Source organism: Paenibacillus sp. FSL R5-0490 (assembly GCF_001956215.1).
GTDB lineage: Bacteria > Bacillota > Bacilli > Bacillales > Cytobacillaceae > Cytobacillus.
Window position 1 is genome coordinate 37598 of the sequence record NZ_MRTQ01000008.1, and the last position, 25979, is coordinate 63576.

The following is a 25979-nucleotide window of genomic DNA, read 5'->3' on the forward strand; positions in this document are numbered from 1 at the left end:
AATTTACTTTTTTTCAGTTATCGGCCTTACACTGGCTGGTGCCTGATTCATTAAGAATTTCACTCCGAAGACGGAGATAAGGACACCGGCCATTGCAATCACCGGATATACATTTTGTTCAATGAGCAGCTGGATGAGTGTATAAGATAGGACCATCGATAAAACCGGTGACACGACCCATACGACTAATAGCTGCACGACAATGTCCTTCTTGAAGACTGACCGTCCCTGCTTCACAAATCCGATTCCAATAATGGAGGAAGTGGTAATTTGCGTTAAAGGAACAGGAATTCCAAAAACGGAAGCAATCGTAACAATTCCGGCTCCTGTTCCTGAGATGACACAGCCTTCTTCAAGACGGATTTTGGTAATCTTTTTGCCATTTGTCTCAAGGACTTTTTTTCCCAGCAGAACGGCTCCTAAAGCGACAAACAGGCCTCCCCAGAAAATTCCGCTGCCTGTGCTCATAATCCCGGCACCAACAAGCGGCCCGACTGCATTGGCAACATTATTCATGCCTGCGGAGAATGCTTCAAACACGCCCATGAAAATGACGAGCAGTGCTAAAACCGGAGTTGCCTTAGGCTTTTTAATCAGGTTCTGTATAAAGTTTCTCTTTAAAAAAGCAGCTGCCCCTATGGCTATTAAAAAAGCGGCAAATGGAGTAAGGAGCCAGAATGTGACGATCCAGGCAAGCTTTCCGGCAAATACGGATTGGTAGACGATTCCGGCGCCAACAACAGAACCGACCGTCACCTCACTGGTAGACAGCGGGATGCCGAATACATTCGCCAGAAACAGCGATAATGCTGCAGATGCAATCACAATCAGCGCAATGGCAACCGTGAAGGTCTCTTTAGGAACAATACCGCTCCCCATCGTCTTTACCACTTCTCCTCCCCCAAGCCATGCTCCAAAGAAAACGGCCAAGCCGCAAAGAATAAGTGCTAACATGCGGTTTTTCAGGACACCTGAACCATACGCGATCCCCATGGATGCTGCTGCTCCGCTTGCCCCTATATTCATGGCGAAAAATAAACCGACTGTGACCGCTATGATCGTAAGCATGGTATCATCCTCCTTCTAGCTCGTATGAAGGCCGCATTCAGTTTTGCCTGTGCCAGACCACCGGCCCGCACGGGAATCGCCATTTTCATCGACTGCCTGTGTACAGGGAAAGCAGCCAATGCTTGGGTAACCATGGTCATGCAAAGTGTTGTAAGGCAGGTCTTTTTCCCTGATGTAGGCCCAGACCTCATCCCATGTCCAGTGAATCAGCGGGCAAATTTTAATATTCCGGAATTTTTCATCCCTGTTTAGGAACTGAGTATTCGCTCTTGTCGGGGACTGCTCCCGGCGAAGACCGGAGATCCAGGCCTGCTTTGGTGTTAACGCTTCTCTTAATGGAATCACTTTACGGATCTGGCAGCATGAATTAGGCTCCCTTTTCCAAAGTGCCGAACCGTATTCTGCAGCCTGCTGGTCGAGTGTCAGCCTGGGCTCTTTCCGCTCAATCCTGAGGCTTGGGAAACGGGCTTCTATTTTATCAATCACTTCATAGGTTTCCGGGAAATGGAGACCGGTGTCTAAAAAGACAATATGTGCATCTGGCTTGATTTCCTGAATGAGGTCAATCAGCACGATTGCTTCCGCCCCGAAGCTCGATGCATAGACAATTTTATCTTCAGGATAATTCTCATAAGCCCATTTCAATACAGTGGCTGCGCCTTTTAATTTGTCATCAATTAGGAATGAATCTGAGATTTGGTTCCAATTTTCATATGTTACTGCAGTGCTCATCTTGCAGTACTCCTTTCATATTCTAGAAATCTTTTAAAATCAAAAAAGGCAGTCTTCCCGACTGAAGAAATCCTTCAGTTGGAAAAACCGCCTCTAGTTTGTCTAGTCAGCGCGCTTATTTGGTTGAAGACGAACCTTTTCGTTCTTCTCGAGTTGTATGACCTTGCCATCCTGGACGACCAGCGTGATCGATCCGAATTTAATGCTCTGAAGCATCTGCTTCAAATGAGCAGATAACTCTTCCCAGTCTGCCTGTTTCAGTGAGGCTCGCCTCCTTTTTTTTGTTGAGGAAAGGATACGTTTTTTAGTTTGTTTTTTGTGATGTTGAGATTAATCCTACCATACCCATAGGAATTGTCAACAACTTATTTAAAGAAAATTATAAAAATCTGAAAAATGGGCTTTTCTTCACTGAAAACCGTGAATTGTGGCCAGCTTGTTTTACCACTTACTGAATAAGTGGTGTCTTTCAAATACCTATTTTTTAAGTGCAAAAAGAACTAAAAAGGACCGAACAGCAATTGTTCGATCCCTTCCTTTTATTTTTGGTCAGCCGGATAAATTACACCCATTTGCCTGCGTGCTTCATCCAGAATTTCCATTGTAGTCATAGAGTTTGCAAACGAGTTCACTTCAGATTCGGTTTTGCCCGCCTGAATCAGTTTTATGAATTCTACCGCTTCGTAATACATCGAATCGCTTAATTGATCCTGTGTGAGATCTTCACTTTCTCCGTTGCGGTAATGCAGTGTAACTTTTTCAGGAGCACTTATTTTATCTATCACAATATTGCCTTCTTCTCCCTGGATTTCTGCAGGAAGGGTTGAATTAGTGATTTTGCTGAACATAATCACCGCATCCATGCCGGGATATTTAAGGACCATGCTTCCTTCCCCATCGACCCCTGAATCCAGTTTATAGCCTGCAGCTTTAATTGCCTCCGGTTTGCCGAATAAAGCCACAAGCGGATAAATGCAGTATATTCCAATGTCCATTAATGAACCATTCGAAAGTTCGGGATTGAATGCATTCAGCACCGTTCCCTGCCTGTAAGCATCATAGCGGGAAGAATACTGGCAAAAGCTTGCAAAATACCTGCGAGCTTGTCCGATTTTATGAAGGTTTTCTTTTACGGCCAAAAAATTAGGCATTAATGCAGACTTTAAGGCTTCCATAAGCAGAACGTTGTTTTCCCTTGCTGCAGCGATCATCGTCTGCAATTCCTTCGTATTCGAGGCAATCGGCTTTTCGCATAAAACATGAACCTTGTGTTTCATAAAAAGAATAGCCTGCTCTGAATGCAGGGAATTCGGGCTTGCAATATAAACGGCATCGATTTCGCCGCTTGCGGCCATCGTCTGTAAATCAGTAAAAGTCCTCTTCACACCATATTTGCCTGCAAATTCTTTTGCTTTTTCCTCAGTGCGGGAATAAACAGCTGTCAGCTGAAAATCTTCAGCCTGCAGTGCCGCTTTTAAAAATCTTTCTGTAATCCAGTTAGTGCCTACTATACCGAAACGAACCAATTTCATTCCTCCATTTTGTATGTATAAGATATCTTAATATAATGAAGGACAATTGCCCAAAAATCAATCATTTGCCATTATGATTGGCTATGCGCCAGCCTGGACGAAGATTTTACACGTACCCAGGGACGGCCGTTTTCCCATTCTACCGAGATTGGTACACGAAATGTTTCCTCAAGCAGCAGATCGGTCAGTGTATGACACTTACTCCCCTGTGCGATGACCTTCCCATCCTTCAGCAGCATGGTGTGGGTGATGGAGGGAACAATTTCTTCAATATGATGGGTCACATATAGAATCGTGGGGCCGCCAGGCTGTGCAGCCATTTTTTCAATAGAGCCCAGTAATTCTTCCTTCGAATAGATATCCAGCCCATTGCATGGTTCATCGAGAATCAGCAGCCGAGGTGAAGCCATTAGCGCTCTTGCAATCATCGCCTTTCGTTTCTCTCCCTGTGAAAGGGATGTGAGAGTCTGATTCTGAACATGGCTAATATTGAACTGATTCATTAAGTCCTTTGCCTGATCCAGGTCCTGCTGTGTTATTTCCTGATAGAGACCGATTGACGCAAACTTTCCGCTGAGAACAATTTCAAGGGCGGATTCGGACGGCCGAAATTGAAACTTATCGTCAAGCGAGGTACTTACCCAGCCGATGGATTTTCGAAGCTCCGGAATATTGGTCTTCCCATAAAGATTTCCTAAAACGGACACCTGGCCGCCATTAGGCCACAGGTAGCCGGTAATCATCTGCAGGATCGTGGTTTTTCCGGATCCATTCAAGCCTAAAAGGGCCAATGCTCTCCTTCACTTACCTTCCATGAAACACTGTCCAATATCTGCTTCCCGTTTCTTTTCCAGCTGACCTTATCCAGTGATATGATATTTCCTGATTCCCCATGACTCATTTTTGTACCCTCCTTCTCTCTTTGAATATAAATAGAGCTAGAGACAATATAGACTTCCCCGGAAGCTGCCGGAAATCCTTTGTCTTTAGCTCATTCTTTTTCTAATAATCCAGTTTTTGCTGATCTGAGAGAATTCCGGCACGGCGGAATTTCACAGCATTCTTACGATAAAATTCAGCTCCTGCAAGGATACGGTCCTGAAGTTCCTCCTTTACCGGCTTTAACGTTCTTGCTGGAACGCCTGCTGCAAGCATGTGATTTTCAATCACTTTATTTTCCCCGACGACTGCTCCAGCCGCTATCACCGCCCCTGCCTTTATATGAGCACCATTCAGGATGATAGCCCCCATGCCGATCAGGGCACCGTCTTCAATGGTGCAGCCGTGGATCACACAATTATGGCCAATTGTGACATTCTGTCCAATGGTAACCGGATAGCCTTCATCCACGTGAATCATCGTTCCTTCCTGTACATTGGTGCCTTTTCCGATTTTAATCGAATCATTGTCACCTCGCAGCACAGTATTGAACCAGATGGATACATCAGCCTCCAGTTTCACATTACCGATGATATAGGTGTTAGGTGCCAAATAGACAGATTCATGCACGTCCGGATTCTGTCCTTCAAAATTAAATATCATCTCCACATCACCTCCGCCTTTTAGGAAGCCACGGTCTGATCCGTGCCGCCACCCTGGTTTCTGCGCTTTTTAATCCATTTATTAATGAAAGGGTACAAAATACTGATGATCGACAGAATGATGAAGGCTAAAGCAATCGGCCTTGTGAAGAAAATAGAAATATCATTGTTTGACATTTGCATGGCCCGTCTGAACTGATCTTCCGCAATGGGACCGAGCACAACGCCAAGAACAATGGGTGCCAGCGGGAATTTGGCATTCTCCAGATAATAGCCGATGATTCCGAATACCAGCATCATAGCCACATCAAATATGGAGTTGCGGACAGCGAATGTACCCACTATACAAAAGAGAATTATGAGTGGTCCAATAACCGTATATGGTACCAGCAAAATCTTTGAGAAGATCGAAATAAACGGTTTGGCAATAAGTAATATCATCAAATTGGCAACCAGAAGTCCCATCAGGATGGTATAAATTAAAGAACCCTGTGTGGTAAACATTAAAGGCCCCGGCTGAATCCCATGCAGGATAAAGGCACCGAGCAAAATGGCAGTTGTAGCACTGCCCGGGATTCCCAGGGATAGGAGTGGAACCATGGCACCCATCGCCGCTGCGTTATTGGCGGATTCCGGTGCAGCAACTCCTTCAGGAATACCTGTTCCGAATTCTTTTGATTTTTTTGACCAGCGGGCGGCTTCACTGTAGCTGAGCATGGCAGCAGTCGTTGCCCCAATACCGGGAAGGATTCCTATAAATACTCCTAACAGCGATGAACGGCCAATGACACCCGAAATACGCTTCATCACATTCCAGTCAGGCAGTTCAGATCTCACCTTTTGCTTCGTATTTACCTTATGGACCTGCTGGACACGGCGCAGCACCTCTGAAATGGCGAATAATCCAATCAGAACAGGAATGAAGTCAATACCCGACATTAACTGGCCTGATCCGAATGTAAATCTTGGCACACCCGTCATTGTATCGATGCCTATCGTGGCGATAAACAAACCGAAGGAAACACCAATAAATCCTTTGACCAAATTGCCTGCGCTCAAGGAAGCTACTACCGTCAGACCCATTAGAGCCAGCGCAAAATACTCCGGGGACGAAAAACTCAGAGCAAAAGAGGCGAGCAGAGGTGTCAGAAAGATTAAAACCAGAGTTCCAAAAACACCCCCTGTTGCGGAACTGAAGATGGAAATGCCGAGGGCTTTTCCCCCTTCCCCCTTCTTTGCCATGGGATACCCGTCGAAAACGGTTGCCACCGCTTCCGGAGTGCCTGGGGTTCTAAACAGAATAGCGCTTATGGACCCTGAAAAAACAGACGTGGCATAAATGGAAGTCAGCAGCAGGAATGCCGCAGCCGGATCCATTGCATAACTGACAGGAAGAAGAATAATGACCAGCATGGTTCCGCTTATACCCGGGATCCCTCCTCCAATGAAACCAAGCAGGACGCCGACCATAAGAATGAAAAAATTAAAAGGCTCAAAAAGATTGCCAAAACCGCCTAAAAGTCCTTCTATCATTCCGTTCACCTCTTTTATTAAAGTTGGCTATTAATAAAACAGCAAGCTAAGTGAATAAAAAATCCCGGTTCCCCGCGGGAATGGCAAATTTAATAAAATGGGAAACAGCACAATAGACCCTGCAGTTGCCAGAATACCTGTCAGCAATGCCCGAATATAGCTTTTCATTCCAAACAGAAGCGCCATAACAAAAATCCCCAGAATCGTCGCAATAATAAAACCAACATAACCAAGAATAAAGGTATAGATTGCAAGAACCGCGAACAAGTGGAAGAACTTTTTCGGATGAACCAGCTGGTCTTCGCTATCTGTATCTGCTGAGTCACCGGCATCCCCCTTGATATTCTGAACATTCTTCGCCTTCAAAGCCCTCAACAGCAGGATAACCGATAGAATTAGCATCAGGATCATTAAAGCTGCCGGCCATGTTCCTGCTGAAATGAAATTTCCTGTCCTATTTTCTATCTGGAGTGACATGACCAGAAAAAAAGACGAAAAGACGATCATGATTATGGAAAGATTTCGTTCCAGCTGCATCTCTCATTCCCCCTGAAATTTTTATAGAGGAGCCTATGAGCCTCCTGGAGATTTTCTTTAAGAGTACTTAAAAATAGGCTTGCGCTTCTCCAAAAATGAGTGAACTCCTTCTCTATAATCCTCTGAAATAAATGAGTCAATCACCATCTGGGCCGTCTCAGGGGAATCTTCCACTGCCCCGGCAAGCACTTCGTGAATGATTTTTTTGGAACCGCGGACCGACAGCTGGGCATTTCGGCAAATTAATTCTGCATATTTGAGAGTTTCCTCATTTATGGACTCTGTTGGATAGATCCGGTCAATGAGACCGATTCTGTATGCCTCGTCTGCATCCATCAGCCTTCCGGTATACAGAATATCCTTGGCCTTTGCCGGTCCGACCAGATCTGCCAGATTTTTGGTCCCTGGTGTATTGTATACTAATCCAAGCTTAGCTGGAGTTATGCCAAACCTCCCTTTGTCATCAGAGAACCTGAAGTCACAGGCAACGGCAATCTCACAACCGCCTCCAACACAAAAACCCTTTATCATAGCAATCGTTGGCTTTGATGCATCCATAATTGCTTTTTCCGCTATCATGGTGGCTTTGTTATATTTTTCAGCACCTTCTGCTGTATACCTAAGGGATTTGAATTCGCTGATATCTGCTCCTGCCGAGAAGGCAGCTGTACCAGTGCCTTTAAAAATAATCACTTTTACATTAGGGTTTTGTTCGCATTCATCCACAAGCTGTGGAATCCTTAACCAAATGTCATAACTTAGTGCGTTCCTTTTTTCCGGCCGGTTGAAGCAGATAAAGGCAATATCCCCTTCAACCTTCAGATAAACCGGCTCACTGCACGTTTTTTCCCCGCTATATGCTTCGAGATTTTTAGACATATCACGCCGACCTTTCTGCTATTTTTTATTCAGGATTGGATCATTTTCCAAAGTTCTGACAGCTCCGGCTTTTGTTAAATTCCGGATGGACTTTTCGTCATACCCGAGGCCCGTTAATACCTCAATCGTGTCCTGTCCGAACAGTGGTGAAGGGGTTCTCACCTCACCAGGAGTTTCAGAAAATTTTGTGGGAATGCCAATCATTTTCATTTTTCCGATGACAGGATGTTCAACTTCCTGAATCATGCCTCTCGCTTCATAGTGCGGATCCTGAACAGCCTCTGCAAAGTTATTGATGGGTCCCGCAGGCACTCCCGCTTTTTCGCAGCGGTCTATCCAATAATTCGTATCCTGCTGCATAAGTACTTCTTCAATATCTTCTTCCAGGTCAATCACATGCTGGTTTCTCAATAAATTCGTTTTATAACGGGGATCGTTTATCCAATCAGGCCTTTCGGCAACATCTGTGCAAAACCTTTCCCAAGTTCTCTGATTGGCACATCCGAGCATCATATAACCTGATTTGGTTTTTACAGCCTGATAAGGAGCAGACACCCGGTGCCGCCAGCCGGTTGCCTCCGGTATCGTTCCTTCTGCAAAATAGGCTCCTGCCTCCCACGTAAACCATGGAAGACCGATTTCTGCGAGGGCAATATCCACATGCTGGCCTTCCCCCGTCTTCATTTTATGGATATAAGCTGCCAGAATCGAATAGGCTGCCGTTATGCCTGCACCAATGTCATAAACGGCAATGCCGGATTTCATCGGACGCATTCCTTTTTCCCCGGTCATGCTCATAAGGCCTGTCATCCCTTGGGCTACCAGGTCGAACCCGCCTTTATGGGAATAAGGACCGGTCTGCCCATAGCCTGATATCGAACAATAAACCAAGCCGGGATTAATCTCTTTCAGGCTTTCATAATCAATGCCAAGTGATTTGGTCACACCCGGACGATAATTCTCCACCACCACATCTGCTTCCTTAGCCAGCTTGTAAAAGACTTCTTTTCCTTCTTGAGTTTTAAGATTTAAAGCAATGCTTTTTTTATTTCGGTTAATTTGGAAAAAGCAAGTGGATTCCCCATTCACATAAGGCCCCATTTGGCGGGAATCGTCTCCGCCGTTCACTTTCTCCACTTTCATGACTTCCGCACCGAGATCAGCAAGGACCATGGTACAGTACGGGCCCGCCATGATTTGCGATGCATCAAGGACTTTCATTCCTTGTAATGGTCCCATCCAGAACACCCCATTTGAATATTTGTGTCGGAAGTGAGCCCGAAGTGACCGGCAGCTGTTCATTTCTATACATTTCTAAATTGTGCATGTTATAATAAAATCGATTTTTTATGACGAGAGAGCATTTCTATTTTGGCGAGTGGAGATGCTCCCTTTTTTATTCACGGATCATATTTGTCCCTCGCTCCAGATCATTGCGCAGATGGTTTTCTGCAGATTGATAGACAGCTATGTCGTCCCGGGCTTTAAGAGCATGAAGGATTTGGCGATGTTCCTTTAGAATTTCTCTATTATGCTCGTTGTTTTTTAATATATTGGCCCGGTAAAGCAATAGAAATGAACGTACCTGCTGCAGCAAGTGTACTGCCCGCTTGTTTGGGCTTGCTTCCAAGAGCCGATCATGAAATTTTGCATTCAATTCCAGTAAATGAAGATGGTTTCCTGCCGTAAAGGCATCTTCTGCTCTTTCAAGGATTTTTTCTATGACATCAAGCTTCTCATCTGTAATCGTTTTTAAAATAAGTCCCATTATTTGAGGCTCAAGCATGATGCGGGTTTCGTATAGATCCTTAAAATCGGCTTCATCCAGTCTTACAATAGTCAGCCCCAGCTGATCCTGAACCAGCAATCCTTCTATTTGCAGCTGGCGGAGAGCCTCCCGCAGCGGGGTCCGGCTGATATTGTATTTTTTCGCCAGGTGAGAAACATTGATTTTCTCACCCGGCATCAATTCACCAGACAAAATGGAACTTTTTATAATGTCATAGATTTGCTGATAAAGCGGCTGCGTAAATTTCAGGGCTTGCACCATTTTTGCCTATCCTCCTTCTTTGTTTATCAAAAGAAATGAATTCCTGCTGTTGTATACTGTGTGCTGTATACTGGATACAGCACACAGTGCGATCATATCTGCCATTTGGAATGGCAGTCAATAACCTGAACAAAAGTTCTCGTGTTTAGACAAAACCAGTTTTCCTTCGACAAAATCTACAGCAGCCTATCGAGCAAATCTATTAAAATCCATCAATTAACCGGCAGAGAGGCAAAAGGCAGATATCCTGCCTTTTGCCTTATGTTATTTCATATCGTTTAATAGAGAACCGTAGGTGTCGATAAGCTTCTCAAATTCTGCATTATACTCTTCTGAGTTCAGCCACCCATCCCTAAGGTGCAGGTAATTGGCTTTTTCATACTCTTTATAGTCCGGACGATCCTTCGCTTCTTCAAGGGCTTTTTCAAGTGCTGAAATGATTTCCGGCGGTGTATCTGCGTGGACCATAAAGCCTCTGCCCTGGCCGTCTGTTACATCTATCCCCATTTCAGCTGAAATTGGCACGTCCTCGAAGCCTTCCATTTTCTCTTCAGTAAAAGCAATCAGCATTTTAATATCTCCGCTTTCCAGCTGGGCAATCGATGGGCCAGGCTCCTCTGCAATGACATCAATATGTCCCCCGAGCAGTGCTGCTGTCATCTCTCCGGAACCTTCAAATGAGATATAATTAAACTTTGTTCCTGTGGCTTTTTCAAACTGTTTGACTACCAGTTCATCAAACCCCGCTGAACCTGTACCGCCAATGGTAATCTCGCCGGGTTTTTCCTTAGCCTGTGCGATAAGATCATCAATATCTTTGAACTTGCCATCGCTTTTTACTTGAAGGGTCATGGTATCATTTTGGACTCTTCCGACAGATGTTAATTTGCTCAAATCATTCTTTTCCACACCTGCTGCAATATTTACAGGATGATTGGACGTTGCAGACCAGATGGTATAGCCGTCAGCTGGCTGCCTGGCCACATGGTCAGCGGAATTGATTCCCGCGGCACCAGGCATATTCACAACATTTATGTTTACCCCTAGAATGTCTTTCAGTTCTTTTGCAATGGCCCTTGCAAAATTGTCACTTCCCCCGCCCGCACCAAAGCCAACAATAATTTCAATCTGCCGCTCGGGATAATTGCCGCTGCTTTTCTTTTCCTCTGAGCTGGCACCCTGAGGTGAAGAACTGCATGCCTGCAAAAGGAATACCAATGCAATGGCAAGAGATAGAAACGAAATCCTCTTTAATTTCATATTCATTTTCCCCCATATAAAGAAAATTTTTAAATTTCTGTAAATTAGATGCGTAATTATTCCCTTGAAAACAAATTAAATTACTTTCTCTGGTAAGAACTTATTCCTCGGTCAGTTTATTCACCTCCATGTTTATGTATTGCTTCATTAAACTTCAGTGCAATTTTTGTGCCAAAAGCAAAAATTTTGATTCATTTTTTTTGCAGTGAACCAAAATAGTAAGCGGTTTCAAATCGAATGGGACATTCGGACTTTTTCTGTATTTCATTTCTGAGTTCCTTCCAATACGATTTATTCGTCATGCTTGTTCTCTTTTGAAACGAATTGCCCTCTATTCCGTTTCGATTTGAAACCTTTATTGTTTTCCGGCAGATTCTGCCCTTTCTATTGACTCCAGCAGATAGTCGGCAACATGCTTTGTTTCTATCTGATCTTCCATCCCTTCACGATAAACCCCCAGTTTCATTTGGAGGAAGCATCCCGGATTGGCTGTAATCAGAACAGCAGATTCCGTTTCTTTTACCCTGGACATTTTCTTATCCAATATTTCATTCGCAAGCTTCGGCTGCAGCAGATTATAAATTCCGGCTGACCCGCAGCAATATTTCTTCTCAGGAAGATCCACATACTCTGAATTTGGAATTTCCTTCACCAATTTAGCTGGAGCATCCTTCACTTTCATTACATATTGCAGGTGGCATGAAGGCTGATAGGTAACCCGTTCACCCCTGCCGGCAGCTGCAGGCATTTCGCCTTTTTCATAAATGATTTCACTGATATCCCTGATTTTAGCAGAGAATGCTTTTGCCCGTTCGAGCCAAAGGGAATCATCCCGGAACAAGTCCGCATACTCCGCGAGTGCCGCACCGCACCCTCCTGCATTGGTAATGATATAATCCACATTTGCTTCTTCAAAAGCCTGTATATTCGCTTTGGCCAATTCAATGGCCTTGTCTTTTTTCCCGCTGTGGTGGTGCAGTGCTCCGCAGCATACCTGTGCTTTAGGTGTGACGACATCAAAGCCGGTTTTAGAGAGAAGTTTAATAGAATTATCATTTGTTTCTCTGAACATGACATCCATAATACACCCATGGAAAAAGGCTGCCCTGCCCCTTGGTTCCTTTTCTTCATAAGCACTCGGTGTATACACAGGATGTTGTTTCCGCCTTGAAGGCGGCAATATGGAAGGCGTAATTCTTTCCATCTGCCTCATCTGCTCCGGAAAGAATTTCAGGATGCCCAGTACTCTTGTTACAGACTGAAGGCCGCTTTTTTGATAAAACCATAGAAGATTGCCAACAGTATTAAGTCTTTTTTGATTGGCAAGAACATGATCAAAAAAGTAGTCTTTAAAAGTACGTGCCGGATAGGCAGGTTTTTTTATATCCGTTTGAACCGGAGCTTCAGCCGCTGCTGCAATTCTCTCCTTGGCGAGCATAACGATATCAGGAACCTGCACATCGATTGGGCAAGCATCCACACAGGCTGAGCACAGAAGGCACCGGTCGAGCTGATCTTTGATTTCCTGATTTACAGGAATATTGCCCTCAATCAGACTTCTGGCCATCAATACTCTGCCTCTTGGGCCATCAGCTTCCCTGCCTGTTATGTTCAGAGTTGGGCATACATTGCGGCATGCACCGCAGCGTACACAGGTTTTCATGGATTCTTCCGCCGTCAGCAATTTCAATCCTCATTCACCTCCATCCTAATTAGGCAGTGCCATTTTGCCCGGATTTAAAATGTTATTCGGATCAAGAGTCTTCTTAATAGCCCGCATGACTTCCATGGCTGCTCCATGCTCAACATCCATATATTTGGCACGGACAATTCCCACTCCATGTTCAGCTGTAGTGGTTCCTTCCATCCTGATTGCGAGCTCATGAATATCATCGATCATTTTCTGCACATTTTCCATTTCAAGCTGATTGTTCATATTCACCACTGGACCTGTGTGCATATTCCCATCGCCAACATGGCCGTATATCCCGCAGATGATGCCATATCGGTCTGCGATATTATGAATCTCCCGCAGTGTTTCAGGAAGTTTTGAAATTGGCACGCAGATGTCTTCTCCGCCATACACCCGGAAACCGCCCGGCTTCAATAGTCCAACAGCTGCACCAACAAGCTTCCTGGCCTGCCAGAGCTTTTCACACTCTTCCGGCTCATCGCTGAATTTTATATAATTCGTAAATTTTTCAACCACAGCTTTGAGCCGATTCACTTGCGAAGTAACTTCCTCCCTGGCTCCATCCACTTCAAAAACCAATATTGCTTCATTGTTCAGCGGAAGACTCAGCTCAGGCTTCATCATATTTACAGCCTTTGTACAATTGAGATCCATGATTTCTATAGCCGATGGCTGCAGGCCTGAAGAAAATACAGCGTTAACAGCCTCGCCTGCTTCTTCCAATCTCTCAAAAGAGCATAGGACGATTCCTCTTGTGACGGGGAGCGGCAATAGTTTGAGGCGCAGACGCGTCACAATTCCAAGCGTACCTTCCGAACCGATCATTAAGTGGGCAAGATCATAGCCGGAGACTGATTTAAGCGCCTTCGATTTAGCGCCGCCTGTCACGATAATGTCACCAGTGGGCAGCACGACTTCCATTCCCAGCACATAATGGCGGGTGACACCATATTTAACTGCCCTCAGTCCGCTTGAATTGTTGGAAACCATGCCCCCCACTGTGCACATATTGGCGCTTCCCGGGTCTGGAGGAAACCTTAGTCCATAAGGCTTTAATGCCTCATTTAAATCGTTTTGGATGACTCCCGGCTCAATTACTGCCTGCATATTCCGGTGATCGATTTCCAGTATCCTGTTCATTTTCGATAAGTCCAGCATAATGCCGCCTTTAACCGGCACGGCTCCGCCTGTTTGCCCTGTGGCTGCGCCCCTCGGGTATACAGGAATGTTATATTCGTTGGCCAGTTTAACACATTCACTGACTTCTTCAGTTGAAAGCGCAATAACGGCCGCCTGGGGATTTTTTGGACGGAGCTGTGTTTCAAAGGATGCATCATACGAGTAAGTCATCATGTCAGTGATATTGGTTAAAAGCCGGTCTTCGCCGAAAATATTTCTTAATCTGGATATGACATTTTCATTCAGCGGAGGCGGTGCCATGGTTTCATTCATTTTTTCTCCTCCTCACAAACTATTTATTTTTCGCCAGAGGGTCGTCCTGCCGATTCCCAGGATCTTTGCTGCTTCTGTTTTATTCCCGTTTACCTGCTTCAGCACGTTCAGAATATACTCTTTCTCAAAGCTTTGAAGCTTCGTCTCTGAATCAAATTCTTCACTATCGCTATGTTGGTTCAGCTCATGCAATTTGGTAAAGTCTTTCCCGCCTGCTGCTAAAACTGTTTCTGCATCTATCATACTTTCAGGGGAAAGAATCATCGCCCGTTCAACAATGTTCCTTAGCTGGCGTATATTTCCAGGCCAATCATAGCTTTGCAGAATTCTCATAGCCTCAGCAGTGAAACCCTTACTATTTCTCCGGATTCCCGGTTCCAATTCTTTTAAGAAGAAATCGCATAATAAAGGAATATCAGGAATGCGCTCACGCAATGAAGGAATCGGGATATCAAGGATATTAAGGCGATAATACAAATCAGCTCTAAAGCTTCCTTCTTCTACCATTTTTTCAAAGTTCCGGTTCGAAGCAGCGACCACCCGAATATTAATGGGGATGACCCTTTCATCTCCCAGCCGCATCACTTCTCCTTCCTGCAGAACCCTGAGCAGCTGGGCCTGAAGGGATTCAGCAAGTTCGCCGATTTCATCGAGGAAAATGGTTCCCTGATGAGCCAATTCAAATAATCCAGTTTTTCCGCCCTTTTTCGCTCCAGTAAAGGCTCCTTCGACATAGCCGAATAACTCGCTTTCGAGAAGATTCTCTGGAATAGCCGCACAGTTCACTGCTACAAATGGCCCTTCCGACCGCTTGCTGAAGCTATGGATCAGATGAGCGAACACTTCTTTTCCCACGCCTGTTTCACCCGTCAGGAGAATAGTAGAATCCACCTGTGAATATTTCTTCACCTTTTGAATCGCTTTTTGATACATCTCACTTTCCCCGACAATATTATGAAGACTGTATTTCGTTACATGGCCGCGGTGAAGGAGCTTTTTGCGGATTTCCTGCTCCTGCTGCTGAAGCTTGTGGACCGCCTGAAACGTACAAACTGCCCCAAACACCTTTTGCTCGTGCTTAATGGGTATTCGATTGGCAACCACTTTCACACCATTGGAATCCTGGATGCGGTTCAGCTCTTCCTTCCCGGTCGAAAGAACCTTTTTCATTTGTGAATTTACGAGAATATCATCAATCTGCTTACCGATAACCGAATCATAAGGAAGGTTCAAGATGCTGTAGACAGAAGGATTGCATACAGTAATAATCCCTTGTTCATCCACAGCAATTACACCATCCGCAATAAAATCAAGAATTGCCTGGAGTTCTTTGGTTCGTTTCAGTTCAGTGCGCCTCACATCAATCAGGCTTCTAGCTTCATGAATCGCCTGGATGACCGATTCAACTCCAGACGTTAATATCACCGTTTTAATCGAATCTGTTTTGACTTTGTTTGTAAAAATACTTTTGCCGATCAGTACATCTATTTCTTTTTTGCCGAGAGCCTCCACCGCTTCCTCGGCTTCTTCAGGTGCAGCAACGCTATGCTTTTCAATCGAAATGCCCAGCACAGATTCGATTGTTTCAATGCCCTGCAGAACATCCCGGGTGTCAGCTATTCCAATCCTCTGTCCCAATTTTTGTGCATCTTTGATCGTACGGAGCAGATCGTATCCGGTTATGGGGATCTGCACCACAGGTATGCTAAGGTCGGACTCAATGAGCTTTAATCCCATTGTTCCTCTGCTGATAATCACTTCTGTGCCGGATTTTTCAAATTCTTTGGCAGCTGCAATAGCATTTCGGAAGCTCACTTTTCTTACAGCGACATCTTCTCCTGTCTTTTTCGCAGCTTCCATTGAGACTTGTATCAGTGCATCAAGGGGGGTCAGAATGGCTATTTCGGACATCACTTCACCTCATTCTCCTTTTCTCTTGGACAAGTTTTATAATTATATTAAATTAATCTTACCAGATGCCAAGGAAAATTTCGGTAAGTTTTCTTAATAGTCAGTCTATTTTTTAGGCAGCTTACATCTTAATAGCGTCTGACTTTATTTTTATCACGCTTTCAACCTGGCCAAAGGGGCCCCCTGGTGAACAAATCCCTATTGCCGTGCCGGAGAGCTGAAAAAAATAGGACAGCTCCTTAAGATCGCCTGCTTTCAGCTGTTCCAGAACCTTTCCACCCAAAATCACTGCACTTCCTATTAAACTGTCATCAAAAATATTCACCAGATATTTGCAAAGCTTTTTACCGTTTACTTTTCCGCTTAATGCTCCGCTTATCTCAATATAAACTGATTCAGGTATGAACATAGTTAATGACCCGGTTGCCAGGCAAGCCGCCATTGAATCCGGAGAGATGACGACGGGAATGGCCCCTCTTACACCCAAACATTTCATGTCCTCTTCTATCCCTGCAAAGACCATTCCATTCAGCGGCTTATTTTCTGCCCGAAAATGCTGGGGCAAATCACAATCTATTACTCTTATTCCTTTTTCTTTACAGAATTGACGGATTTCCTCATCTTCTGCCTTCCCATGAGAAAAGAGAATTCTGGCTGCATTTTTTACATTTTTGAAGCCCAGCCTGTTAAATGCTTTTATGACATTACGTGAACTTTGACCGCTGACGAATACACAATCTGGTGTCAAATGGATCTGATCCCCAGGAGTAACTGAAGGCAGGTTTGCCAGGTCGGCGAGTCGTTTTTCAAGGATGTTCACCGGGATCACATCTCCTTAGGATCAGGAATTTAACAATATGGATTTTCAAGCCAATGCCGCTGAGCTGCGGAAACTCCTGCACCCAACTCCACTTCGTGTCCGCTTTTCTTTAAAGCAAGCTCCATCGCAGCAAACATTTTCAGCATATCAGCAGCATCTGTATAACCCATATGGCCCAGGCGCAGAATCTGATTCTTCACCTTACCAAGACCGCCTCCCAATGCGATATGAAATTCTTCCCGCATCATCCTTCTGAATTCATCGGCATTTTTTAATTTTACAGCTGTCAGGGTTGGGCTTGCTGCCGAATCATCCACCAGCAATTCAAGACCTAATGCCCGGACACCCGCTCTGGTCATATCCCGAAGTGCAGCATGCCTTTTGTATTCAGCTTCTATTCCTCCGCTTTTTTCTATCATATTGCAGGCTTCAAGAAGCCCGCATACAAGTGATATATTCGGTGTATATGGTGTGCCGGCCCCTGATTCCAATCCTTTTTTATAGAGCTTGAGGTCAAAGTAAAAGGATGGGCACTGGTGCTTATTCACAGTGTTCCAGGCTTTTTCACTCAACGTGATTAATGCAAGGCCAGGCGGCAGCATTAACGCTTTCTGTCCTCCAGTTGCCACCATATCAATGCCCCACTCGTCCATATATAGAGGTGTGCCGACGATCGAACTGACTGCATCCACGAGGAAAATGGCATCCGTTTCTTTTACAACGGCCGCTATCTCTTTAATATTGTTTATGGCAGAAGTGGATGTTTCACAGTGTGTTGCAAAAACCGCCTTCGCTTCAGGGTTTTGCTTTAATGCTTTTCTCACATCATCCGGATCGACAATATTCCCCCATTCCGCATCAACACGGACGGTTTTGCAGCCAATATGGTCGGTAATCCCCTGAAGATATTCGCCAAAATAGCCCACTACGCAAAGGATGATCGTATCATTAGGGCCAACCGTGTTAATAATTGCTGTTTCAAGAGCAGAAGCTCCGCTCGAGGTAAGCGGGATCACCAGGTTTTCAGTCTGGAATATCATTTTGGACTTTTCAGTGGTTTCAAGGAGCACATCCTGGAAGGCCGGATTCCGGTAATCCATCATGGGATGATCGAAACTTCTCAGCATGGCACGCTGTATTTCTTTCGGAACCTGTACGGGCCCAGGCAATCTTAAATCTAATTTCTCTTCAAACATAGCTTCCTCCCCTTTGTGCTTCTTCTTTCATTTTTGCTTAGTGATTTATGGTGCAATTATTGTGCCAATGTGGAATGCCCTTTGTACCAGGGCTTGATGTGTTTGAGGATTGTTTCAGTGTTTCGTTTTGGAACGATATGGAACAGTTTGGTGAAACAGGAGGGGTTTGAAAACAGCGGTAGGATGGTTTTGTTTGTATAAAAGTGAGAATAGTGCGGGTATATCGACCTTTTTCCTCGGTTGCTCCGGTTTTAAGATTCATATTATTAGGCTTTAAAACAACAAAAGACAGCCCCGTTCTTTCGAACAGGCTGCCTTTTTAACATTAGTATTATTTGCTTTGCTTAAGAGATTTTCTTTAATTCATCCGTAAGGCGCATAAATTCTTTTTGGTTTCGGCTAGTGAGAGCTTCATCAATTTTTTCGCGAAGCTTTTCTATTCGGTATTCCTTAAGAGCTTGATTTAGGACTTGTTCTGCTAACAATGACACGTTTTCCTCAGACTGTTGCGGCGAGTTAAGTAGACGTTTTTCCATTTGCAATCAACCCCTTGACCTTTTTTCTATTGTAACAGAAGTTTTCAGATTATTCAAATCATTATTTGCTGGAAATTTTGTTAGCAGCTGCTAAGCTTGTTAAATACAATGTACCCGATTAAGCGATAATTTAAACAACTAATAGGAAAACATCCCCTCCACCACTCTTCCGTTCCGCCCTTTTGTGGTCTTTGCCTGTGACAGCGAATTAAGAATCGCTTCCTCCGCAGCCTCGGCCGCACCTTGAAAAAGCTGATTCATGATGGGGTGATCATCTTTGATAAAATGGGCAGTTTCGATCATATTGCTGCTTCCATGAAGGGTTTTGTTAGCGGTGGAAAAAGCGATAACGATGTCGCCGCTGCCGTTGCTGAAATGGCTTCCTGCCCGTCCGAGGCCTATGCCGCATCTCTTCGCGAGCCTTTTTAGCTGTCTGTCACTGACAGGTGCGTCTGTAGCCAGGATAATCATAATTGAACCATCAGGCGTGTCCTTTGTTTTCTGCGGAATTTCTGACAGTCCGTATTTAATGAACGGAAATTCGTCTTTATTGCCGAAGTTCGTGACTACCAGACATCCGATTTTGTATTCATTTGTGCTTTGTTCCACGGTGATTACCCGTGAAGAAGCACCCACGCCCCCTTTATACCCAAAACACACCATGCCTGTACCAGCTCCGACCGCACCTTCTTCCACTTTTACCGGCTTGGCATTTTGAATGGCTGCTATTGCATGTTCCGGTTTTACAGAGAGTGTTCGGATGGAATTCAAATATCCGTCATTGCATTCTCCTGTGATGATATTAACGGTTCCGGTTGTGTCTCCAATTTCCGGTGTGGTTTTTAGCAGGTATTCCAGCGTTCCCTGTGTGACTGACGGCACTCCGAATGTATTGGTCAGCATAATCGGAGATTCAATCACACCCAGTTCTTCCACCTGCACCAGACCCGTCGTTTTACCAAAGCCATTGATGACATAGGAGGCTGCCGGGACTTTTTCACGAAAAAGATTTCCTCCATGCGGCAAAACGGCAGTTACGCCCGTACAGACATATTGGTCATCATCCAGAGGATAGTCCAGAGTGATGTGGCCTGCCATGACTCCATCTATATCTGTAATGCAATTCTTTTTTCCAGGTCTCAGTGTTCCAATTGTTACTCCTCTTTCTCTAATCTTCATCTGGCCGCTCCTTAAAATAGAATTTCCATTTGTTTTCCTTTATAATAGAAAAATATTTAGATTACCTAATCATTTTACAGCATTGTGGGAGGAATTATATGGCTGATACTTTATCAGGAGAAGCAAAAAAACAGACTGCCGGTTCCGAAAAGATATGGTCAAGGGATTTTGTTCTGATCTTGATGTCCAACTTTTTTATTTTTCTCGGATTTCAAATGACATTGCCCACTATCCCTCTTTTTGTGGAAAAATTGGGCGGGAATGACCAGCTGATCGGGATAGTGGTCGGGATCTTTACATTTTCGGCTCTGCTATTGCGTCCTTATGCAGGGCATACGCTGGAGACCAAAGGCAGGCGCTTTGTCTATTTAACAGGCCTGGCAATTTTCGTGCTCTCGGTTGGGTCATTTGGTTTTATTAATAGTTTAATCTTCTTATTTGTTTTAAGGATTATCCAGGGATTTGGCTGGGGTTTCTCAACTACAGCCTCGGGAACCATTGCCACTGATTTAATTCCTGCAAAGCGGCGGGGAGAAGGTATGGGATACTTCGGGCTTTCCGGGAACATTGCCCTGGCATTCGGCCCCACCCTCGGACTGGCGCTCGCCGGAGTCATCTCTTTCAAACTCTTATTCTTAATTTGTGCCCTGCTGGGTTTAGCCGCACTGGTGTTGTCATCGAGGATCAACTACAAGCAGGCTGAAAAACAAAGTGTGCCCCAGAAGCGCTGGGACATCTATGAAAAGAGTGCTTTAAGGCCTTCGTTTCTTTTATTTTTCATCACCGTCACCTTCGGGGGCATCGCATCATTTCTTCCTATATATTCAGCCCAAAAAGGAATCGGCGGCATCCACTGGTACTTCCTGCTGTTTGCCATAGCCTTGATGCTTTCCCGGACTTTTGCCGGCAGATTATATGACCAAAGGGGGCACCAGGCTATATTTTTACCAGGAGCGGTGCTGATTTTGGCAGCCATGTTCCTGCTGGCGTGGCTTCCGAGCAGCATGATTATGTATATAGCTGCGATTCTTTATGGTCTCGGATTCGGATCAGTCCAGCCCGCCCTTCAGGCCTGGTCTGTAAAAGAAGCGCCCGCCAATCGGCGTGGGATGGCCAATGCTACGTTCTTTTCCTTCTTTGACCTTGGAGTAGGGATTGGCGCCATCGTGTTTGGGCAAATCGCTTATTTGTTTGGGTACAGCACGATTTATTTGACAGCAGCCGGCTCGGTTGTGATTTCAATTCTTTTGTATATCTGGATTCTGCTTACAAAACGCGGTTAATGAGAAAGACGATTTTCCCAGGGCGATGGGGAAAATCGTCTTTTTATTTTTGGTGAGTTTTCAGGTGGTGCGGTGTGTTCGGACTTTGAGCTTGTGATTTTCACACTCTGTGCCTGAAGTTGGCCTGGGTTCAGACTCTGGCGCACTTTTTCTGCTTTCTGTGTCTGAAGTCGGCCTTGGTTCTGACTCTGGCGCCCCTTTTTCTGCTTTTTGTGTCCGAAGTTGAACCGGGTTCTGACGCTGGCACGCTTCTTTCTGCTTGCAGTGTCCGAAGTTGGCCCAGGGTTCAGACTCTGACTTTCCCCCTTCTATAAAGCTTTCACCATCCCGCCATCGACTAAAATGGAGCTTCCGGTCACGTAGCTGCTGGCATCAGATGCAAGGAAGGTGACCATGTTCGCAAATTCTTCCGGGGTTCCGTATCTGCCCAGCGGAATTTTGCTTTTGGCTCTTTCTGCGACTTCTTCTTTGGTGATATTTTGCCGGTCCGCGTTATGCTGATCCAGATAATCAACCCGGTCAGTCGCAATTCTTCCCGGAGCTACTGTATTGATTAAGATATTATAATCTGCCAATTCCTCTGAGAGTGTTTTGGTCAGTCCGACAATTCCAAGGCGGAATGTATTGGATAAGAGCAGGCCCGGTATCGGCTGCTTAATGCTTGATGATGCTATATTAATGATCCTGCCGCCATTTTTCTTTAATTCAGGGAGTGCCTCGCGTATCAGTCTGACATGGCTTAATAGATTTAGCTGAAACGCTTTTTCCCAGTCTTCATCTGTCAGGTTTTCGAACGTTCCCCCGGGAGGACCTCCGGCATTATTGATTAAAATATCAATTCCCCCAAGTGTTTCAGCTGTATGCTGAATCAAGTTTTTAATATCCTCAGGGTTTGTGACATCTGCACGGTAATACTCAACATCGGCATTAAATTGTTGACGGAATTCATCTTGAACGCTCTTTAGTTTTGCTTCGTCCCTGCTTGTTATCATGACCTTGGTGCCTTCTTTTGCAAGCTGTGCTGCAATGGCTTTTCCGAGGCCCTGGCTTGAAGCCACGACAAGCGCTTTTTTATTTTTCAGGTTTAAATCCATGATCGTTTCCTCCTATTGTTTTAAGCAAAGTGCCATCCATTCATCCACTTTAAAGGATTGAACCTTGCCTTCTTGAAGTTCAATTTGAAAATAATCCGCAGCAGCCTGATCAGCCTGCAGAATATACTCTTCGACTGCCTTAATCTGTTCTTCACTTTCAGCTGTCCGCCTTACCCAGTACGGGAATTCGAAGGTTTTCTTCCTGCTTTTCGTGTTCGTTTCATTTAGTCCCGAAGCAGCAAACAGCTTTCTCCATTCTGCCGTTGACAAACACCGGTAATGGCTGTCATCCCGCAATTTCTCAACAGTGTTCATATAATCAGCCAGCTCTTTTTCATCCGGTGAAACATTATCAACTAACAGAAAGCTGCCGCCTGGCTTTAAAACTCGGGCACCTTCGGCAACGAACTTTTCCGGATGAGGAAAATGGTGGGGCGCAATCCGGCACGTGACAGCATCAAAGGTCTCATCCAAAAAGGGCAGAGCTTCCGCATCTGCAACGATATACCAGATATTTTTATAGCTTTCCAGATGGCGTGCGGTATTCGCCAGCATCGCTTTTGTCAAATCAGCTGCGAAGACCTGGGAAACATAGGATGCCAGACTTTTGGCCACATGCCCGCCGCCTGTAGCAATATCCAGCACCACCCAATCCTTCTGCGGATTCAGCGTTTGAACGAGCTGATTTAATTCAGCCGCATCTCCATGAATTTTGCTTGTCACATATTTTTCTGCGTTTTTACCGAATGTATTTTGTACCTTTTTCTTTATCTCTTCCTTTTCCATATGTAATCACCACCATTAAAAATTCACCTATACTATTTAGTTTCTATACAAATCCCTATAATCCTGTCAGATTAATAGAAAAAGAGCCTGCCACTTGGTGAAATGGCAGGCTGCTGTTTATCTTGCAGGCACTAGAATTAGCTTCCCTTTTGTTTGCCTAGACTGCATCCGCTCATGTACTTTGGCAGCGTCCTCAAGAGGATGGACTTCTCCAATAGTCAGCTTCAGCTTCCCTTGGGCTGTATAAGATAATAATTCCTTCATGCTCGGCTGCAGCAATTCCGGTTTCCTCATAATCTGCGGCAGGAAAAATCCGATGACCGATTGATTCCGCCCCATTAAGGAAGAAGGAAAAAACCGGCTCTGCTCTCCGCTTGCCACACCATAAATAACAAGGCGGCCAAATGTGGCAAGGCATTTCAAGGTTTTATTAAAAATTTCCCCGCCTGCCATTTCGAGTGCCAAATTCACACCTTTTCCGCCTGTTGCTTCGAGTACTTCATTTTCCCAGCCGTCATTTGTATAGTTGACTAGGACATCGGCCCCCATTTCTTTTGCAAGCTGCAGTTTTTCGTCTGTGCTGGCGGTAGCAATGACAGTCCCGGCCCCGAATAATTTTGCAAGCTGAACGGCAAGTGTTCCCACTCCTCCCGCGGCTGCATGGACAAGGACGCTTTCACCCGCTTCAAGCCGGCCCATCGTTTTTAAAATATGATAGGCACTCAGTCCTTGCAGGGGCAGTGCCGCAGCAAGATTGAAATCCAGTCCTTCCGGCAGCGGAATCAGACCCCTTTCATCGGCTGTAACATATTCCGAGTAGCCGCCTGATTCAATTAGCGTCACGACTCTAGTGCCAACCGGAATACTCGCCTCTTCACCTGCTGCTGCGACAACACCTGCCACCTCTGCACCCGGAATGAACGGCAGAGGAGTCGGCACCACATACTGCCCTTCTCTTCTTGCGGTATCGGCATAGTTCACTCCGATGGCATGCACTTCGATTAAAACATCCCGTCCGGTCGGCTGCGGCCGGTCCATTTCGATTACGTTAAGAACTTCAGGTCCCCCATATTCTTTGAATTGAATGGCTTTCATTTTCAAACACTCCTTCTCTATATTTCTAGCAGCAATATTCGCCTTTTTCATAAACAAGCTCAGCTATTCTCCGGTTCCTTGCACTTTCTTTCCCAAAGGAGCTGAACCTGCTGCATTCCCGGATGACTAATCCGATCAGCGCATCCTTTTTCTCATCTGAAGCAAATTCGGACACTAATTGGCGGGATAGCCTTTCAGATTCCCATATTTCACCTTCCAGAAAAGTCCTGGTCAGCTGAATCTTCAATTCTTCTTTTTCTTCACCATTTTTCTGAATGGCTTTATATGTCCGATAAACTGCTGATTCTGCTGCATACAGGGCAATGGCGAGATCCGCAAGCTTCATTAGGGCTTCCTGTTCATGAACAAGGGTATCGCCAAATGCTCCATAAGCGAGTCCTGCATTCAGCAGGAACAGGTTTCTTATTGTATCAACTGCTGCTCTTTCTTTCTCAAAAATCGCCTGCCCGATTGGTGCCGGTTTGCTCAAGCGAACAATCGCTTCCTCCACTCTTGCTGTTAAATCGATTTCACCCTTCAGCGCTTTTCGGAAAAGATGAGTAGGAATCAGCAATCTATTAATCTCATTTGTACCTTCAAAAATACGGTTTATACGGGAATCCCGATACATTTGTTCCACACCGTATTCCTTGATGAATCCCGCTCCTCCATGAAGCTGAAGTGCTTCATCTGCCGTAAAATCCAGTGTTTCCGAGCCAAACACCTTGCAGATCGCACATTCCGTGGCATATTCGCTCATTCTTTTTCCAATAAGTTTTAAATCAGTTGATTCATATATGTCTCCCAATGCTTCCTCCAGCAGGCTTGCGGTGCGGTATTGCAGTGATTCAGCGGCGTAAATTCTGGCTGCCATCTTCGCCGTTTTTTCCTTGGTAGCCGGAAAATCAGCGATCGATTTCCCAAACTGCTTTCTTTCCCCTGTAAATTGGAGTGTTTTCTTCAAGCCGGTTTTTGCTGCCCCCATGCAGGCTGAACCTAAGTTGAAACGGCCCAAATTCAAAACGTTCAAAGCAATGATATGTCCCTTACCCACTTCCCCAAGCAAATTTTCTGCTGGCACAGGACAATCCTCAAAAATGACCGATCTCGTTGAGGATCCTTTGATGCCCATTTTATTTTCTTCCGGGCCAAGGGATAGCCCCGGTGTGTTCCGTTCGACGATAAATGCGGTAAAATGCCGGCCGTCCACTTTGGCATAAACAATGAATGTATCGGAAAAGACAGCGTTCGTAATATAAATTTTGGTTCCATTTAAAATGTAATGGGTCCCACCCTCATTCAAAACGGCTGTAGTCTGAGAGGAAAGCGCATCAGATCCTGCGTTCGGCTCTGTCAGGCAGTAAGCGCCTATGTACTCCCCTGATGCGAGTTTCGGCAAATACTTTTCTTTTTGCTCATGAGTTCCGAAGTAGGTAATCGGCAGGGTTGCAATGCAGGTATGGTTCGAGTGGGCTACCCCGTAACCGCCTGATGAGGCAATGTTTTCTCCGACGATCCCCTTGCTGATTTTATCCAGGCCCAGACCGCCGTATCTTTCGGGAATGCTATGGCCAAGCAGACCAAGTCCGCCCGCCTTCCTCAGTAAATCCGTAACCAGCTCAAAATTCTGGTTTTCGATCCGTTCCTTTTCAGGGTGAACCACTTTTTCAGTAAATTGTTTAGCCGTTTTTCCGATTAAGATATGCTCATCTGTAAAATCTTCGGGTGTGAAAAGTGTTTCAGGATTAAGCTTTGCGAACAAAAAACTCGCACCGCGATTGGCTGTGTTTACTTTTTCCATA

23 protein-coding genes and 1 pseudogene are annotated in these 25979 nt (G+C 45.1%); 1 reads left to right on the forward strand and 23 read right to left on the reverse strand.

The window, feature by feature from the left end:
* Positions 1–3: 3 nt before the first annotated feature.
* From BK139_RS08085 to BK139_RS08175, 19 genes and pseudogenes are all read right to left on the reverse strand, one after another.
* A complete protein-coding gene (locus tag BK139_RS08085; protein WP_076257844.1) occupies positions 4–1068 on the reverse strand; it encodes a sulfate permease in 1065 nt (354 codons plus the stop codon).
* Between the two features lie 15 nt (positions 1069–1083).
* The gene (locus BK139_RS08090; protein WP_076257845.1) at positions 1084–1800 is read right to left on the reverse strand and encodes a phosphoadenylyl-sulfate reductase; all 717 of its coding nucleotides are present in this window, start codon (positions 1798–1800) and stop codon (positions 1084–1086) included.
* Between the two features lie 102 nt (positions 1801–1902).
* A complete protein-coding gene (locus BK139_RS24315) occupies positions 1903–2016 on the reverse strand; it encodes a YezD family protein (protein WP_064503412.1) in 114 nt (37 codons plus the stop codon).
* A gap of 323 nt (positions 2017–2339) precedes the next feature.
* Positions 2340–3326, reverse strand: coding sequence for a Gfo/Idh/MocA family protein (locus tag BK139_RS08100; protein WP_076257846.1), 987 nt, complete (start codon positions 3324–3326; stop codon positions 2340–2342).
* A gap of 77 nt (positions 3327–3403) precedes the next feature.
* Positions 3404–4233 (reverse strand): annotated as a pseudogene (locus BK139_RS08105) (ABC transporter ATP-binding protein).
* A gap of 101 nt (positions 4234–4334) precedes the next feature.
* Entirely contained in the window at positions 4335–4874 is a 540-nt protein-coding gene (locus BK139_RS08110) for a gamma carbonic anhydrase family protein (protein WP_076257847.1), read from the reverse strand.
* A gap of 20 nt (positions 4875–4894) precedes the next feature.
* A complete protein-coding gene (locus BK139_RS08115; protein ID WP_076257848.1) occupies positions 4895–6406 on the reverse strand; it encodes a tripartite tricarboxylate transporter permease in 1512 nt (503 codons plus the stop codon).
* A 30-nt stretch (positions 6407–6436) separates the two neighbouring features.
* Positions 6437–6943, reverse strand: coding sequence for a tripartite tricarboxylate transporter TctB family protein (locus BK139_RS08120; protein WP_076257849.1), 507 nt, complete (start codon positions 6941–6943; stop codon positions 6437–6439).
* Between the two features lie 57 nt (positions 6944–7000).
* The gene (locus tag BK139_RS08125) at positions 7001–7822 is read right to left on the reverse strand and encodes an enoyl-CoA hydratase-related protein (protein ID WP_076257850.1); all 822 of its coding nucleotides are present in this window, start codon (positions 7820–7822) and stop codon (positions 7001–7003) included.
* Positions 7823–7840: 18 nt separating this feature from the next.
* Positions 7841–9061 (reverse strand): CaiB/BaiF CoA transferase family protein, encoded by a 1221-nt coding sequence (locus BK139_RS08130; RefSeq protein ID WP_076257851.1) that lies wholly within the window; start codon positions 9059–9061, stop codon positions 7841–7843.
* Between the two features lie 157 nt (positions 9062–9218).
* Positions 9219–9872 (reverse strand): GntR family transcriptional regulator, encoded by a 654-nt coding sequence (locus BK139_RS08135; protein WP_076257852.1) that lies wholly within the window; start codon positions 9870–9872, stop codon positions 9219–9221.
* A 264-nt stretch (positions 9873–10136) separates the two neighbouring features.
* Positions 10137–11132, reverse strand: a complete 996-nt coding sequence (locus BK139_RS08140) for a tripartite tricarboxylate transporter substrate binding protein (RefSeq protein WP_076257853.1) — start codon at positions 11130–11132, stop codon at positions 10137–10139.
* Between the two features lie 355 nt (positions 11133–11487).
* A complete protein-coding gene (locus tag BK139_RS08145; RefSeq protein WP_076257854.1) occupies positions 11488–12822 on the reverse strand; it encodes a (Fe-S)-binding protein in 1335 nt (444 codons plus the stop codon).
* A gap of 18 nt (positions 12823–12840) precedes the next feature.
* Positions 12841–14277 carry an FAD-binding oxidoreductase gene (locus BK139_RS08150; RefSeq protein WP_076257855.1) on the reverse strand — a complete coding sequence of 479 codons (1437 nt, stop codon included), beginning with the start codon at positions 14275–14277 and terminating at the stop codon, positions 12841–12843.
* Positions 14278–14289: 12 nt separating this feature from the next.
* Complete coding sequence (locus tag BK139_RS08155) at positions 14290–16188, reverse strand: sigma 54-interacting transcriptional regulator (protein WP_076257856.1); 1899 nt, start codon at positions 16186–16188, stop codon at positions 14290–14292.
* A 121-nt stretch (positions 16189–16309) separates the two neighbouring features.
* Entirely contained in the window at positions 16310–17008 is a 699-nt protein-coding gene (locus BK139_RS08160; protein WP_076257857.1) for a hypothetical protein, read from the reverse strand.
* A gap of 29 nt (positions 17009–17037) precedes the next feature.
* Positions 17038–18204, reverse strand: a complete 1167-nt coding sequence (locus BK139_RS08165) for a pyridoxal-phosphate-dependent aminotransferase family protein (protein WP_076257858.1) — start codon at positions 18202–18204, stop codon at positions 17038–17040.
* A 344-nt stretch (positions 18205–18548) separates the two neighbouring features.
* Complete coding sequence (locus tag BK139_RS08170; protein ID WP_048011255.1) at positions 18549–18740, reverse strand: IDEAL domain-containing protein; 192 nt, start codon at positions 18738–18740, stop codon at positions 18549–18551.
* A gap of 138 nt (positions 18741–18878) precedes the next feature.
* The gene (locus BK139_RS08175; RefSeq protein ID WP_076257859.1) at positions 18879–19919 is read right to left on the reverse strand and encodes a DmpA family aminopeptidase; all 1041 of its coding nucleotides are present in this window, start codon (positions 19917–19919) and stop codon (positions 18879–18881) included.
* Between the two features lie 98 nt (positions 19920–20017).
* Here BK139_RS08175 and BK139_RS08180 point away from each other — a divergent pair, with 98 nt between their 5' ends.
* Positions 20018–21202, forward strand: a complete 1185-nt coding sequence (locus BK139_RS08180; RefSeq protein ID WP_076257860.1) for an MFS transporter — start codon at positions 20018–20020, stop codon at positions 21200–21202.
* A gap of 308 nt (positions 21203–21510) precedes the next feature.
* On the opposite strand, the gene BK139_RS08185 is transcribed toward BK139_RS08180, so the two are convergent.
* The 4 genes from BK139_RS08185 to BK139_RS08200 all read right to left on the reverse strand — a co-directional run bounded on the left by BK139_RS08185 (position 21511) and on the right by BK139_RS08200 (position 25978).
* Positions 21511–22296 (reverse strand): SDR family oxidoreductase, encoded by a 786-nt coding sequence (locus tag BK139_RS08185; protein WP_076257861.1) that lies wholly within the window; start codon positions 22294–22296, stop codon positions 21511–21513.
* Between the two features lie 12 nt (positions 22297–22308).
* The gene (locus tag BK139_RS08190; protein WP_076257862.1) at positions 22309–23082 is read right to left on the reverse strand and encodes a class I SAM-dependent methyltransferase; all 774 of its coding nucleotides are present in this window, start codon (positions 23080–23082) and stop codon (positions 22309–22311) included.
* Positions 23083–23199: 117 nt separating this feature from the next.
* Positions 23200–24177 (reverse strand): quinone oxidoreductase family protein, encoded by a 978-nt coding sequence (locus BK139_RS08195; RefSeq protein WP_076257863.1) that lies wholly within the window; start codon positions 24175–24177, stop codon positions 23200–23202.
* A 25-nt stretch (positions 24178–24202) separates the two neighbouring features.
* Positions 24203–25978: an acyl-CoA dehydrogenase family protein gene (locus BK139_RS08200; protein ID WP_076257864.1), complete on the reverse strand. Its 1776-nt coding sequence runs from the start codon at positions 25976–25978 to the stop codon at positions 24203–24205.
* Between the last annotated feature and the right edge of the window lies 1 nt (position 25979).